This window comes from Yoonia sp. JB2-21 (assembly GCF_055693545.1).
In genome coordinates this window covers 3,159,107-3,173,680 of record NZ_JBVFUC010000001.1, presented here as the reverse complement: position 1 = coordinate 3,173,680, position 14,574 = coordinate 3,159,107, and the positions used below count along the sequence as shown (strand labels likewise).

The window sequence follows — 14,574 nt, the reverse complement described above, 5'->3', positions numbered from 1 at the left end:
TGTTATGAAGTTACGCACAGTGAAGGCAGCTGGCAAAGACCTGCGGGTGGTAGACCTGCGGGCAGAAGTTGGTGGGCGATTGGACGAACTGCCCGTAACCATGCGGCTTTTATGCGAAAATCATATCAGGTCGGGCGGCTCGCTTGATCCTTTCCTGCAGGACGACGACACCTTTGAGTTCGTATTCCGTCCCAACCGCTTGCTAATGCATGATACGACCTGCACGCCTGCCTTGGCGGATATAGCGGGTCTGCGTGAAGCACTTGCAGACGCAGGTCTTGATCCTAAGATCCTTTCCCCAAAGCTGCCCGTGGATGTCTCGGTTGATCATTCCCTTGCTGTTGATGCCTTTGGCACTGCTGATGCGTTGCAGCGCAACTCTGGTAACGAATTCGTCCGCAACAGCGAACGGTATGCATTCATGAAATGGGCATCGCTGGCTATGGAGGGACTGCGCGTCCACCCGCCGGGCAGCGGGATTATGCATACGATCAACCTGGAACAGTTGGCGACAGTGTTAGAAATCAACGTAGATGGTGTGTCTCACCCGGACATGCTTCTGGGCACTGACAGCCACACGACCATGATCAATGGCATAGGTGTGATGGCATGGGGAATCGGGGGGCTGGAAGCCGAAAGCGTGATGTTCGGGCAATCGGTATCGCTGGCTGTGCCAAAAACGGTTGGCGTCCGACTGACAGGACAAATGCCGCAACATATGCTGGCGACCGATCTGGCGCTTGAGGTCACACATAGGTTGCGCGCATTTGGCGTCACCGGTGAGTTCGTCGAATTCTTCGGCCCCGGAGTATCAGAGTTGAGCGCCGACACCCGCGCTGTCGTGGCGAACATGGCACCAGAATTCGGTGCATCGACGGGGTACTTCCCTGTGGATACCGAAACCATCAAATATCTCAAGCGAACAGGACGGAAGCCGGCCCAATATCGGCACATTGAGGCGGCTTTTCGCGCGATGGACCTGTGGTTCGATCCGGAGGCAAGTCCGCGCTTTGACCGGACAATTAACCTTGACCTCTCAGCCCTTTCGCCCGCTATTGCTGGCCCGCGTCGGCCACAGGACCGGTGCCGTCCTGGTGAAGCCGCCGCGCGCGTCGAAATCGCCATTGAACGCCCTCTGGCATCAGCTGGCGTGCAAACGACATCCGTTCCTGACGGGGCCGTCGGTATCGCAGCCATAACAAGCTGCACCAATACATCCGATCCCAACCTACTCGTTGCCGCAGGACTGCTTGCGCGCAACGCCCGTCAGCTGGGTCTTAGGCCCGCGCCCTGGGTCAAAACCTCGCTGGCACCCGGTTCTCCGTCGGCCCAGACCCTTCTTCGCCGAGCTAATCTGACGGGCGATTTGTCCGCATTGGGTTTCGATATCGTCGGTTTCGGATGCACGACCTGCATAGGGAATTCTGGACCGCTGCCTGTCAGTATCGAAACCGCGCTTACAGAAGGCAAGGCCGTTGCTGCTATTTTGTCCGGCAACCGCAACTTTCCAGGGCGCGTGCATCCCAAACTTGACCTGGGGTTTCTTACATCCCCACCACTTGTCATTGCCTATGCGCTCAAGGGCGATATCAGCGGCGATATTCTGAAGGATGCGCTGGGTACAGGAAAAGACGGACAAGAGATCTTTCTAAGGGATATCTGGCCCGAGCCGGGAGACATCGCAAAAGCGCTCTCGCAAGGATACCGCAGTGAGGATGTCAAAGAGGCCTTCGTCAAAGCGTCGAAAGAGCCCACATGGCGGGATATTGCGACGCCAGACATGCCTCTATTCCCATGGGATTCTCAATCAAGCTACTTGCGGTGCCCAAAGTTTGCCTCGCACCCACCCGGCACAAGGCTTGGTCGATATGAAGCACGGGCCCTTATGGTATTGGGTGATGACATTACGACAGATCATATCTCTCCTGCTGGATGGATTTCTCCGACAAGTGCGGCAGGTCAATGGTTGGTCGCAAGGGGTGGCGATCCGGACAACCTGAATGTCTACGCCGCCCATCGTGGAAATTGGGAAGTGATGCTGCGTGGTCTGTTTACGAACAGGTCGGTCAAAAACCATCTGGCGGCGGGACTTGCACCATCTGAAACCGTCACTGATGGTGGGGGTATCCTTCCCTTGCACACAGCAGCTGCGGAACTGGGTCGCAAAGGCCTAGGGGCCGTGATTTTCGCTGGCGACCGCTATGGAATGGGGTCAAGCCGTGACTGGGCCGCCAAAGGTGTGGCATTGCTGGGAACCAAGGCCGTTGTCGCCAAAAGCTTTGAGAGGATTCACCGAACAAACCTAATCGGCATGGGCGTGCTACCGTTAGAGATCACCGATGCATTCGATCCAGCGTCGTCGCAGATCAATCCAAGGGATCGCATATTCGTTGATGTGCCAAGTGCCGGCCTTACCCCCAGACAGACAACGACGGTAACGTTGGACCGACATGGAGGATCATCGCAGAAGATCGCTTGCCGCGTTGCTGTAGAAACCAATCAGGAAATCACATTGCTCCGCGCTGGGGGTGTGCTACCTCACATCCTGGCGACACAACTGAAGTAAGCCTGACAGTCCCCTGTTCGAATACGCACTAGCTCTGATCAATTCAGACGGGACCTTTAGAAGAGTAAATGTACCGAATTGTAACACGCGCAAGAAATTCTCTTGTGTCCCCACCACTGATGCTAAGTTGTATCCAAATCTACGGTCGGGGCTCAAAATTTGTCACCCAAATTGTCAATGAACGCGACACAAGCCTGGGACGTGTTTCAGCTTATCAACCAAGGCGTCACCATCTTTGACCAAGAACTTGAGCTTGTATTCTGGAATGAACGGTTCCTTGAGTTGCTTGATGTGCCGCGTGAAATGGCCTTTGTGGGGGCGTCTTTTGAATCCTTTATTCGCAGCAAGGCAGAGATGGGGGAATATGGTGACGGCAACATCGAAGATCTTGTTTCAGAACGGGTCGACGTTGCCCGCCGCTTTGAGAAACATCGACTGGAACGCAGGCGACCGGATGGCACCGTAATCGAAGTAAGCGGATCGCCGTTACCAAGCGGTGGCTTCGTATCGATCTATACGGACATTACTTTCCAAAAGAAGAGAGAATTGGAACTTGAGGCGCAGGCGTTTGAACGCACCCGCGCCCTCGCCAGCAGTGAGGCCCGGCTTCAACTGATCGCAAATGAAGTACCCGCCGGTATTGCCCATGTTGATGGCAAGATGAACTTTCTGTTCGCCAACCGTAAGTTTGCGCGCGCCTATGGTCTGACACCGGAAAGCATCGTCGGAATGAACTGTGAAGAGGTTCTTCATCCTGAAACCATGGCAGAAGCCAAGGCCTATATTGAGCCTGCTCAAAGAGGTGGTGTTGTCGATTTCGAGATGAAGGTTCGGATGCCCAAGGGCATCGTCCGTGATGTTCGGACCTACTTGCGACCTGCTAAAGCGCTGGAGGGCCATGCATCAAGCGTCTACATTCTGAGCGTGGACGTGACGCGCAACAAGGCCGCAACGACCGCGCTATTGAGTGCACAGAAGATGGATGCGCTTGGCCGTCTATCCAGCGGCATTTCCCATGACTTCAACAACCTTCTTACCATTATTTTGGGAAACCTGCTTCCATTGGAAGAACGCATCAAAGATCACGATCTGCGATCCGAGTTTCTTGGGCCCGCCATTTCCGCGGCGCGTCGTGGTTCCAGCCTGACTGAGCGTTTGATTAATCTTGCCCGACAAAGGCCAATCAATCCGCAAACAACCATCGCTGACAATGCCTTGTCGGACATGGTGGATATTTTGCGCAGCTCTATCCCAGAGAACATTGATCTAGACGTTCAGCTTGGTGCCCCTGACGTTTGTGTCCGGGTTGATGGATCCGAGCTTGAAACAGCCATTTTGAATATGGTCGTAAATGCCCGTGATGCGATCTCGGGTGCCGGTTCAATTGAAATCAAGACCGAGGTCATTGACTTGCAGAATGAAGAGGCCAGTGTTCTGCGCATTGCCCAAGGTAGCTATTTGAAAGTCACCCTGACCGACAGTGGCATCGGGATGAGTCCGGCTGATACTGAACAGGTTTTTGAACCGTTCCACACAACTAAAGCAGACGTTGGAGGGTCAGGCCTTGGTCTGGCGATGGTTTATAGTTTTGTGCGCCAATCAAATGGCGCAGTCCGGGTGGAAAGCCAACTCGGCAAAGGCAGCACTTTCACAATGATCCTTCCCACGACAACGGCCGAAGCAAGTCCAGTCCCACCACAAAAAGAGGTCGCGGCACCATTGGTGCTGTCAGAAGACAAGCCACTTGTTTTGCTTGTGGAAGACGATGAAGAAGTTCGCAAAGTCGTCTGCCGGCAGTTAACCGATATTGGGGTCTCAACGATTGAGGCAGACAATGCGGCCAACGCCATTGATCTTCTAGACGTTGTTGAAGGTGTTTTCGCGATCGTCACAGATGTCATCATGCCCGGAGAGATGGGCGGGATCGATCTAATGAAAATCGTGCATCAGACCCACCCGCATATCGCCGTAGTCTTAATGAGCGGCAACCAAGATGTTGCGGATCACCTTAAGTCGGTGAATGATCGCACAACCCTTCTGCGCAAGCCGTTCAGCAATGCCGATCTATCCAATGCACTTTCCAGCGCAAAAATGGCACGCAGCATCATGGAATCCGAAACCTGATGAGACCTCTGATTTACATTCTGGAAGATGAAGCGGACATCGCAAATCTAATTGCGCGTACACTTCGGGATGAAGGTTTTTTGACCGAGACCTTCAAAAACAAGCAAAGCTTCCTCGCGCAATGTATGCGTCAACAACCTGATCTGTGTCTGATAGATCTGGCGCTACCTGATGGGGATGGCCTCAGCGTGGTGACGGGTTTTGCCCAGACCAACGGTATTCCAGCCATTGTTGTCACCGGCAAGGGGGGTCACCGATAGGATCGTTGGCCTAGAAGTCGGTGCTGATGACTATATCGTCAAGCCGTTTGAACCCCGCGAACTTGTTGCCCGGGTCCGCGCGGTTCTCAGACGGAACAGAAGTGCGGCAGAGCAAAGCCATCCACAAGCAGACCAGTTCGCTACGTTTGCTGGATGGAAGGCCGACTTCCGTGGCTGCACGTTGACTGACCCCGATGGCAATGTAATCGACATCAGTGCCGCTGAAACCAGATTGCTGTATCTGCTTTTGAAATCTGCCGGTCGCGTTCTAAGCCGCGCCGAGCTTATGGATCATATTCGCCAAAGTGATGACGCCCCGTTTGACCGCAGCGTTGATGCGCGGATTTCACGGTTGCGCAAGAGGCTGAATGACGACCCAAAGTCCCCGCAGTTGCTCAAGACTGTTTATGGCGCAGGATACATCTTTGCCACCAAAGTCGACTGGTACTGATCCAAAGACAGACGCCGTCGTGCTGCACCTTTGATTGTGACGTTTCTTTCAATCATCGCGGCGGCGTTTTGGCTTTTGCGACGCCGATTCCTTCATGTCCTAAAGATACAATTCGATACAATTGATACCGGTTGTCGTCCGATTTCGTCACTTTGGCGACTGATCGGGCGGTCATCAAAACTGCGATCACCTTTGCATGCGATGCAGGTGCGACAGAAATCCGCAGTACTTTGCGACAACCGAGGGATTTGAAATATGAGACCTATCTTCGCCGGAATAGTCGCCACAATCGGCGCGCTATTGGCAGGAGACCTTGTTCAAGCAGATGAACTTGTTGTTCCTTCCATGACTTATCGTACTGGTCCCTATGCCAGTGGCGGTATTCCATTCTCAGATGGTTTTGCAGACTACATTACACTGCTGAACGAACGAGACGGTGGTATTGGCGGCAAACGCCTACAGCTTGCGGAATGTGAATATGGTTACAACACAGAGCGCGGGATCGCCTGCTTTGAGGAATTGGTTGACCAAGGCGGCTTGATCTTTAACCCGCTGTCCACAGGCGTGACCTACGCGCTTATTCCCCGCGCGCATGAACTTGGCATACCTCTTCATACTATGGGTTATGGCCTCACGGCTGCGGCAGACGGGGCAACCTACCCTTATGCCTTTAACTTTCCTGCCCACTACTGGCACGCCGCAACCACCCAGATTGCCCATATCAAAGATGTCGAAGGCGGTTCTCTTGAAGGTGTGAGCATCATGCACATGCATCACAACTCTGGCTACGGCAAAGAGCCGATCAACACCCTTGAAGCCTTGGCACAGGAAGAAGGGTTTGAGTTGATGCTGATGCCCGTGGATCATCCGGGTGAGGATCAGGATGCGACGTGGGAGCGCGTGCAAGAGCAAGACCCAGACTACATTCTTCTGTGGGGTTGGGGCGTCATGAATACTGTCGCGCTTGAAAAGGCCGTTGAGACAGGTTTTCCCATGGATCGCTTTTTTGGAGTCTGGTGGTCGACAAGCGAAAGCGACCTCAAGCCACTTGGCGCAGACGCCGATGGGTACAAAGCTGTGACCTTCCATGCGGTCGGAACCGGTTTCAAAATTTTCAACGACATGAGCTTGCTGGTCTATCAAACCGGTAAAGCACGCGGTGAAATGAACAACATCGGTGAGGTCCTTTACAACCGGGGCATCATGGCCGCGATCTTTTCGACCGAAGCGATCCGGTTGGCGATGGACATTCACGGCTCTTCAGACGTGACACCTGCGATGGTGCGTGATGGCCTTGAGCAACTAGAGATGACCGAGCAGAACATGATCGATCTTGGGATGGAAGGTTTCGTACCGCCGCTTGAGGTGAGTTGCGAAAACCATGTTGGGACTGGATTGGTCGCAGTCAAGCAATGGGACTCCCGGATCCGACGTTGGGAAATCGTCACCGACTATTACGAGCCAAACAACGATCTCATTCAGCCGCAAATCGAAGCCGCCTCTCAGGCTTTTGCAGCGCAAGCCGAGATGGAGCCAGCCGGCTGTTAGCAAGTACCCCGACCTGCCCCAAAGTCACAAGTTACGGCTGAAAACCAGCTAGAAAAGCAATGAAAGGTGATAACCATGACCCTTAAATCAATACTCACGCTATCCACCGCACTTACAGTCGCTTGCATCACATCAGCGACGGCCCAAGAAGAAATTAACCTGCGGTCTCAAGACGGCACTGTAGACATCTCTGGACGCTTCATCTCTCTGGTAGACGGGACATATACCGTTCGGACAGACCTTGGCGCACTCAATATCAGCGCCGAACGCGTAGACTGTTTTGGTGATGCCTGCCCAACAATCACACCGGTATCTACTGAAGCGAATGATCGGGTTATCATCCAATCGTCGGACAATTCCGTTACCATTGAGGGACGTCTTCTTGGATTTGAAAACGATACCTACCTACTGGAAACTGGATTTGGAAAACTGCAAATCCAGGCTGCCGGAAATACGTGTACAGGGGTGAGCTGCCCTGAACTGAACCTGAGCGACACCGAAGTAAGCATTGCGTCTTCGGGTGAACTGTCTGACGGGTTGATGATGCAATTGTTGCAGCATTTTGCCCAACGGCAGGACACACAATTCGTCCGTGCAGAAGACGAGGATGGCGTCGAGCTTTTGAACCTGGAAACTGGCGAGGGGGAGCTTTTTGCAAGTATCCGTATGGACAAGGGAAACTCTTCCAGAGCTGTTCAAGCATTGCTTGCGGGTCAAGCCGATCTTGCGGCGACAACACGCCCTGTTTTTGAAGATGAGCGGACGTCGCTGATCGGTGAAAACGCAGATGATATCACCCGCGCAAACACAGAAACAGTTCTTGCGCTTGATGCTTTATCTATCGCCGTCCACCCTGAAAATCCCGTAAGGGCGATCAGCGAAGCAAACATCGCCCGAATTTTCTCTGGTGAAATTTCAGACTGGTCTGAACTTGGCGGTAATCAGGGCCCAATCAAACTTTACGGTCGGGTAAATGACAGTGGAACTACCACCGTTTTCAATTCACTTGTGATGGAACCTGCGCGCCAGAATATTGCCGAAGCAGCAATGTTGCTGGACTCTGACAAGGCCGTGTCAGAAGCGGTGGAAAGTGACCCGAGCGCCATTGGATACACCAGCTTTTCTGCACTCAATACGGCAAAGCCGCTGGCCATTCGCGGCGAATGCGGAATTCAGACACCTGCCACCGAATTTACGATCAAAACCGAAGAGTATCCCTTCGCACGCCGTATCTACATGTATCGGCCGGTCAACAGTATTCCGCAGACGGCAACTGACTTTGTCGACTTCGTGAAGTCGTCAGAAGCTCAAGCTGTTGTGACCGAAGCTGGCTACATCGGCCAGGACGTCACGTCGGTTTCAGTGAACGAACAGGGCTTGCGCTTTGTGTCTGCTGTTTTGCCGACAGATGCAGATGCAACCTATGACGATATTCAGGGCATGCTGACGGATCTTGTTGCAGCTGACCGTCTGTCCCTGACTTTCCGCTTCGATCCCGGTTCTGCCCGGCTTGATACAAGATCGCAGGCCGATGCGACCCGACTGGCGCGCATGATTGAAAACGGTGACTTTGAAGGTAAAGAAGTTTTGTTCATCGGCTTCACTGACTCGATTGGCTTGGGCGAGATCAATGTTGGGCTAAGCGAAGCCAGAGCGAACCAAGTTCGCGACACTGTTCTGGCACAGACTAGAGGTGCTGCGCAGTTCGCAAACGATGTCAGCGTCATCGGGTACGGAGAAATGTCGCCACTTGGTTGCAACGAAACCGTCAACGGGCGCGCCATCAACCGACGCGTTGAGGTCTGGACCAGAGATATCGTGAACTGATACACCCATGGCTCGGCCCCCAGAGACACAAACGTCAGACCGGGGGACCGAGCCAACACTCTTACAACGTGACACTGATTTGAATGTCCGAAGCTCAGCAGGCATATTTCTCAACATTGTATCTTTGCCGCCGGTCGCCGCTACACGTGTTACATTGTGTCAGACGATGCCAACGGGCCAGCAAAGATATCTAAGATCCGTCACATTGGTTCTGCTCAAGCCACTGCTATGGTCAACTATTCCGAACTGTGACAGGCTAGACGCAAGGTGCACATCGGGCATATCCGAAGTTCCTAATCTTAAACAAGGGTAGTGGATTTACCAAACCTTGGTGCGGTCGGGGGGACTCGAACCCCCACGAGTGTTACCTCACAGCGACCTCAACGCTGCGCGTCTACCAATTCCGCCACGACCGCACGATCTTAGGCTCGGCTGCTTCTAGTGCCTGTCCCCGATCTTGCCAAGGGGCAAAACGCGTTTGCGATAAACTGTCAGCAAAAGTGCGACAATGACCAAGGCAGGCACCAAGACCCCAAGCATGTTAGACCCGCTAAGGATCAACTGGTTCAACTGCCGTCCCGGCGTCAGGGTGAGTATCCCTGTAATACAAAGCGCCCAAAAATAGAGGCCTACCATCGTTGCGCGGTGCCGCGCGATGTCGCCCATGCGCGCCTGTGTAATCCCTCTCCAGAGCGTCCAGAGCACATAGATCGATAGAGCATGGATCGGACCGAAGGGCCCGATCAGACGTAGACTGTTGATCCAGAACGACGTGATCGCGGTGGCAGCCATCACCAGAACCCAAAGATAACCCACAGCCCGGTGCCACTCGTCGCGTGACTTGCGCAGCAAAGCAACAGGCCCCAAAAGCAACGACAGGGCTGCTGCCAGAACATGGGCTTGCACGATCAGCGGGATTGATAAGAGGGGTTCAAAAGTCATCCGGGCTTCCATAGTTTTGACGCTATGCAACCCGTGCCACCCCCGTCCCCGCAACCAAGCCGTTATGCGCCAATGCAAGGCGGGCTGCGTGAACGGCGCGGTCGTGTCATCCGCGCTGCGTGAATGGCGCGCGGATTTGCTGCGCCGACCTGTTTTGGTCGGCATGATTGGCGCCGGTGTGATCCTTGGGATATCGGGTCCGTTCGACACCCTGCGCCAACTGACGCTGATCCCGCGTGTGCTGTATTGGGTGTTTGTGGCCTGCGCGACCTTCAGCCTTGGGACGCTGGTCATCATCCTGATTGCCAAACTGACGCCGCGATTGGGCCGTATGCGGCGCATGATCTTTACGGTGCCCTCCGTCGGTGTGGCGGTGACGGCGTTCTTGATTGCGACAAATGCGGCGGTCTTTGCCGTCTGGCCAGACACGATCTGGGATGCGGTGGAATTATTTATGATCGTCATGGCGATTGCGGCGGTGATCGAGGTGGCATCAGGCTTTCTGCGATCCCCCGCCCCAAAGGACACACCCAATATCCTTGCCCGGCTGCCCTTGGACAAGCGCGGTGCGCTTGTCGCGATGACGGCCACTGATCACTATGTCGATGTGGTCACGACCAAGGGGAACGCACTGGTCCTGATCCGCCTTTCAGACGCGATCAAAGAGGCCGGGGTGGATGGTTTGCGTGTCCACCGCTCGCACTGGGTCGCGCGCGATCAGATCACAGCGGCCCGGCGCGAAAATGGGCGCGCCATCTTGACCATGTCGCATGGCGCAGAGATACCCGTCAGCCGAAGCTATATGGCCGCGGTCAAGGCCGCAGGTCTGCTACCCAAATCACGGATGGATGCGCCCTAGATGGTGGAATGGATCACAACCGATGGGCTGACCCCCTATGAAGACGCGCTGGCCTTTATGGAAACCCGGGTCGCGGGGATCATTGATGGCACGGCGGATGAATGTATCTGGCTGCTGGAACACCCCCCGCTTTATACCTCTGGCACCTCGGCCAAGCCGGATGACCTGGTCGATCCGGACCGTTTCCCGGTCTATGAGGCGCGGCGCGGGGGCGAGTACACCTACCATGGGCCGGGGCAGCGCGTGGCTTATGTAATGCTAGACGTTGGGAAACGCGGCCATGATGTGCGCCAGTTTGTGAAATATCTGGAAAACTGGGTGATCGCCACCTTAGACAGTTTCAACGTCAAAGGCGAAATCCGTGAAGGGCGTGTCGGCGTTTGGGTGGAACGACCCGATAAACCATTGAACCCCGATGGCACCATCGCCGAAGACAAGATCGCAGCCCTTGGCATTCGCTTGCGCAAGTGGGTTTCTTTTCACGGGCTCTCGATCAACGTCGAACCAGATCTCAGTCATTTCGATGGGATCGTGCCCTGCGGCATCCGCGATCACGGGGTGACATCATTGGTTGATCTCGGCCTGCCCGTCACAATCGACGATCTGGATGTGGCCTTGAAAGCCACCTTCGCAGACCGGTTCGGCAGCTGATCAACTTCGCTTCTTGCGCTTTTTCTTGAACGTCGCGTTAAATGCGATTGTGACACGTTCATTGTTGGTCTCATTGGGGTAAACCCAATGCACGAGATAGGACGGAAACAAAATCATTTCGCCCGCTTCGGGCCTGATTTTGCGCTTCGGTCGAAATGTGTTCGCGCGCAAAATACGCCAGTTGGGCAAATCGGAACGCGGATCAAGAAACTCAATCATACTGGAATTGCCGTCAGTCACATCGGGTTGCGACACGTAGTAGACACCTGACCAATGCGCACCCGGATGCGTATGCGGCGCGTTAAAGCCCCCCTGGGGATTGGCATTCATCCATCCACTCAGCTTCATATCAAGATCAACTGGGTCAACCCGCTGAGTGACCTGCCGCGTGAGATCATGGATCGCGGCCACAGCCGCAGCACGGAGTTGCTGGATACACTCGGCTTGATTGTCGAATATGTTGCCTTCGGAGTGCCAACCGCCGCGGTTTGACTTTTGCACCCCTTCGCTTTGTCCGCGTAAGCGCGCCCCTTCAGCCAGCAATTCGGCGTCCAGAATATCATGGTCCGCGACCTTTATCCGTGCAAACGGCGTTGCAAAGAGCATCTCGGTTTTTGTATTCTCAAACATCGGTTCCTCACAGATCGGTCTGGCAATCAGACATCGGGACGGCCACAATGGCACCAAGTGTTTTTGTCGCTCGTTCCAGCCGCTGTTGCCGCAACATATAGTTTAGGCCGCGGATCAGAGCTTGTCTCCCTTTCACCCGGACAAACGACGGTCCCGCGCAACGGCCAGCAGCCACACGACAAAGCCCAAGGTTAGAAAAGCGCAAACCACCATCAAAGTGGGGAAAAAGACCCGGATGCCCTCTTGAACCAGCAAGGCCGACTGCAGTCCAAGCAAAACAAGCGATAGTAGGGGTAACCGTCGGTCAAATGTCGGTACTGTTTTGCGGAATAGACGCAAGGCGACAATCACTCCCAGTAGCGACGGCACAAGAAATGCAGCCGCCAACAACACCTCAATTAACGCCACCTCGCCGCGCATCATTGCAGGGACCATGACGGTGATGAGCAGTAGCGCTCCAAAACAAGCGCTGCCCGCGCAGACACCAGAAAGCACCAAGATCGCACGTAGCACGGACTGGTGCCCATGCCGCCCCAAAAGCGCCATGCAGATGGCGATGCCGCCCAGTCCCACTATCAACAAACCCATACGGACCGTTGTCCGTATCGGATGCAGCGTAGCGTAGTAGAAATCGCGGTTACTCGAAAAGCCGACAGTGTCGGTTAAAGCTGTGATCTGCATATGTCCAAGGCAAAGAACCACCGTACACACGCAAGCAAAGTGCACCAGCCAAACGGCGCGCGGTACAGTATTGATACTTGCCATTGGATGCTCGGTTCGTTGCGTTGCGGGCTGTATGTGCTCAGCCTGGCGTGCTTCCACGCAGATATCTGGTGAAAATTTGGTATTTATTGCGCAGAAGCGCCAGACGCCAGATGACCCTGCGCCAAAGTAACCCAGCCAATTCGGTGCATCCTTTGTTGCTCCTTAAGCTTTGACACACTAGAAGATTGCCAAACGTCCGCCCGGCAACGACTCGGCGGTGTTAAAAGTAGCCAATACGAGGAGAGCCACATGGCAGACGCAGCCATCCACGGCGACGCACACGAAGACGAGCGCGGTTTCTTTACCCGCTGGTTTATGTCCACAAACCACAAAGATATCGGCATTTTGTACCTGTTTACCGCAGGTGTGCTTGGCTTTATCTCGGTCGCCTTCACCGTCTACATGCGGTTGGAGCTTATGGAGCCCGGTGTCCAATACATGTGTCTTGAAGGCGCTCGTATGACAGCCGCAGCAGCGGGTGAATGTACGCCAAACGGTCACCTTTGGAACGTTTTGATCACCTACCACGGCATTCTGATGATGTTCTTTGTGGTTATCCCAGCGCTTTTCGGTGGCTTTGGCAACTACTTCATGCCGCTGCAAATCGGTGCGCCGGACATGGCTTTCCCCCGTCTGAACAACCTGTCTTACTGGATGTTTGTGGCCGGTGCGTCCCTTGGTGTCGCGTCCATGCTGGCGCCGGGCGGCAATGGTCAGGCTGGTTCTGGGGTTGGTTGGGTCATGTATGCGCCGCTCTCAACGTCAGAAGCGGGGATGTCGATGGACCTCGCAATCTTTGCTGTGCACCTTTCCGGCGCTTCGTCGATTCTTGGTGCAATCAACATGATCACGACCTTCCTGAACATGCGTGCGCCGGGCATGACATTGCACAAAGTGCCGCTATTTGCTTGGTCCATTTTTGTGACAGCATGGCTGATCCTTCTCGCCCTGCCCGTACTGGCCGGCGCGATCACGATGCTGCTGACAGACCGGAACTTTGGCACGACCTTCTTCCAGCCTGAAGGCGGTGGTGATCCAATCCTGTACCAGCACATCCTGTGGTTCTTTGGTCACCCTGAGGTGTACATCATCGTTATTCCGGGCTTTGGCATCATCAGCCACATCATCGCAACCTTCAGCCGCAAGCCAATCTTTGGTTATCTGCCGATGGTCTATGCGATGGTTGCAATTGGTGTTCTGGGCTTCGTTGTTTGGGCGCACCACATGTACACAGTGGGCATGTCGCTGACGCAGCAGTCCTACTTTATGCTGGCCACGATGGTCATCGCGGTGCCGACAGGTGTGAAGATCTTTAGCTGGATCGCCACGATGTGGGGCGGCTCGGTTGAGTTTAAAACACCAATGCTTTGGGCGATGGGTTTCTTGTTCCTCTTCACCCTGGGTGGTGTGACAGGCATCGTGCTGTCGCAGGCTGGTGTGGACCGTGTGTATCACGACACCTACTATGTTGTGGCGCACTTCCACTATGTGATGAGCCTTGGTGCAGTCTTCTCGATCTTCGCGGGTATCTACTTCTACCTGCCGAAAATGTCGGGCCGCATGTATCCTGAATGGGCAGGTAAGCTGCACTTCTGGGCGATGTTCATCGGCGCCAACCTGACCTTCTTCCCACAGCACTTCTTGGGCCGTCAGGGTATGCCACGCCGCTACATCGACTATCCCGAGGCGTTTGCCTACTGGAACTACATCTCAAGCTGGGGTGCGTTCCTATCATTCGCATCGTTCCTGTTCTTCATCGGTGTGATGGTTTGGACACTGACAAAGGGCAAGCGCGTCACCGAGAACAATCCTTGGAACGAATATGCGGATACGTTGGAGTGGACACTACCAAGCCCACCACCAGAGCACACGTTTGAGACGCTGCCAAAACAGTCTGATTGGGACAAGCAGCACGCGCACTAGCGTCTTCCATACTCAGAAAGGCCTCGCC

Annotated in this window: 12 protein-coding genes and 1 tRNA gene; 9 read left to right on the top strand and 4 right to left on the bottom strand. The window is 54.5% G+C overall.

The genetic code is table 11. The features are described from left to right. Positions 1 to 4 precede the first annotated feature (4 nt). From acnA to ACZ1G5_RS16010, 6 genes are all read left to right on the top strand, one after another. Positions 5 to 2,566: an aconitate hydratase AcnA gene (acnA, locus tag ACZ1G5_RS16035; RefSeq protein WP_472733792.1), complete on the top strand. Its 2,562-nt coding sequence runs from the start codon at positions 5 to 7 to the stop codon at positions 2,564 to 2,566. A gap of 177 nt (positions 2,567 to 2,743) precedes the next feature. After that, the gene (locus tag ACZ1G5_RS16030; protein ID WP_472733791.1) at positions 2,744 to 4,690 is read left to right on the top strand and encodes a PAS-domain containing protein; all 1,947 of its coding nucleotides are present in this window, start codon (positions 2,744 to 2,746) and stop codon (positions 4,688 to 4,690) included. Continuing rightward, positions 4,690 to 4,950, top strand: a complete 261-nt coding sequence (locus ACZ1G5_RS16025) for a response regulator transcription factor (protein WP_472733790.1) — start codon at positions 4,690 to 4,692, stop codon at positions 4,948 to 4,950. Before ACZ1G5_RS16030 ends, ACZ1G5_RS16025 begins: the two co-directional genes overlap by 1 nt. Further along, entirely contained in the window at positions 4,922 to 5,401 is a 480-nt protein-coding gene (locus ACZ1G5_RS16020; RefSeq protein ID WP_472733789.1) for a winged helix-turn-helix domain-containing protein, read from the top strand. Before ACZ1G5_RS16025 ends, ACZ1G5_RS16020 begins: the two co-directional genes overlap by 29 nt. A gap of 255 nt (positions 5,402 to 5,656) precedes the next feature. Then, a complete protein-coding gene (locus ACZ1G5_RS16015) occupies positions 5,657 to 6,949 on the top strand; it encodes an ABC transporter substrate-binding protein (RefSeq protein ID WP_472733788.1) in 1,293 nt (430 codons plus the stop codon). A gap of 75 nt (positions 6,950 to 7,024) precedes the next feature. Continuing rightward, positions 7,025 to 8,776, top strand: a complete 1,752-nt coding sequence (locus ACZ1G5_RS16010; protein WP_472733787.1) for a phosphate ABC transporter substrate-binding/OmpA family protein — start codon at positions 7,025 to 7,027, stop codon at positions 8,774 to 8,776. Between the two features lie 329 nt (positions 8,777 to 9,105). Here the strand turns inward: ACZ1G5_RS16010 and ACZ1G5_RS16005 are convergent. Then, positions 9,106 to 9,192, bottom strand: a tRNA-Leu gene (locus ACZ1G5_RS16005). A 22-nt stretch (positions 9,193 to 9,214) separates the two neighbouring features. Then, positions 9,215 to 9,718, bottom strand: coding sequence for a DUF2306 domain-containing protein (locus ACZ1G5_RS16000; protein ID WP_472733786.1), 504 nt, complete (start codon positions 9,716 to 9,718; stop codon positions 9,215 to 9,217). 88 nt (positions 9,719 to 9,806) lie between these two features. Here ACZ1G5_RS16000 and ACZ1G5_RS15995 point away from each other — a divergent pair, with 88 nt between their 5' ends. Beyond that, the gene (locus tag ACZ1G5_RS15995; RefSeq protein WP_472733785.1) at positions 9,807 to 10,577 is read left to right on the top strand and encodes a LytTR family DNA-binding domain-containing protein; all 771 of its coding nucleotides are present in this window, start codon (positions 9,807 to 9,809) and stop codon (positions 10,575 to 10,577) included. Continuing rightward, a complete protein-coding gene (lipB, locus tag ACZ1G5_RS15990) occupies positions 10,578 to 11,228 on the top strand; it encodes a lipoyl(octanoyl) transferase LipB (protein WP_472733784.1) in 651 nt (216 codons plus the stop codon). It abuts the gene before it with no gap. On the opposite strand, the gene ACZ1G5_RS15985 is transcribed toward lipB, so the two are convergent. Beyond that, positions 11,229 to 11,858 (bottom strand): TIGR02466 family protein, encoded by a 630-nt coding sequence (locus ACZ1G5_RS15985; RefSeq protein WP_472733783.1) that lies wholly within the window; start codon positions 11,856 to 11,858, stop codon positions 11,229 to 11,231. A gap of 132 nt (positions 11,859 to 11,990) precedes the next feature. Beyond that, entirely contained in the window at positions 11,991 to 12,623 is a 633-nt protein-coding gene (locus ACZ1G5_RS15980) for a hypothetical protein (RefSeq protein WP_472733782.1), read from the bottom strand. Between the two features lie 249 nt (positions 12,624 to 12,872). Here ACZ1G5_RS15980 and ctaD point away from each other — a divergent pair, with 249 nt between their 5' ends. Then, a complete protein-coding gene (ctaD, locus tag ACZ1G5_RS15975) occupies positions 12,873 to 14,546 on the top strand; it encodes a cytochrome c oxidase subunit I (protein ID WP_472733781.1) in 1,674 nt (557 codons plus the stop codon). The last annotated feature ends 28 nt before the right edge of the window (positions 14,547 to 14,574 follow it).

What these genes read in the sequence shown, in the direction of transcription:
- ACZ1G5_RS16030 (WP_472733791.1), top strand. Translation starts at nt 2,744, where the DNA reads ATGAACGCGACACAAGCCTGGGACGTGTTTCAGCTTATCAACCAAGGC.
- ACZ1G5_RS15980 (WP_472733782.1), bottom strand. Translation starts at nt 12,623, where the DNA reads ATGGCAAGTATCAATACTGTACCGCGCGCCGTTTGGCTGGTGCACTTT.
- ACZ1G5_RS16025 (WP_472733790.1), top strand. Translation starts at nt 4,690, where the DNA reads ATGAGACCTCTGATTTACATTCTGGAAGATGAAGCGGACATCGCAAAT.
- ACZ1G5_RS15985 (WP_472733783.1), bottom strand. Translation starts at nt 11,858, where the DNA reads ATGTTTGAGAATACAAAAACCGAGATGCTCTTTGCAACGCCGTTTGCA.
- ACZ1G5_RS16010 (WP_472733787.1), top strand. Translation starts at nt 7,025, where the DNA reads ATGACCCTTAAATCAATACTCACGCTATCCACCGCACTTACAGTCGCT.
- ACZ1G5_RS16015 (WP_472733788.1), top strand. Translation starts at nt 5,657, where the DNA reads ATGAGACCTATCTTCGCCGGAATAGTCGCCACAATCGGCGCGCTATTG.
- acnA (WP_472733792.1), top strand. Translation starts at nt 5, where the DNA reads ATGAAGTTACGCACAGTGAAGGCAGCTGGCAAAGACCTGCGGGTGGTA.
- ctaD (WP_472733781.1), top strand. Translation starts at nt 12,873, where the DNA reads ATGGCAGACGCAGCCATCCACGGCGACGCACACGAAGACGAGCGCGGT.
- ACZ1G5_RS16000 (WP_472733786.1), bottom strand. Translation starts at nt 9,718, where the DNA reads ATGACTTTTGAACCCCTCTTATCAATCCCGCTGATCGTGCAAGCCCAT.
- lipB (WP_472733784.1), top strand. Translation starts at nt 10,578, where the DNA reads ATGGTGGAATGGATCACAACCGATGGGCTGACCCCCTATGAAGACGCG.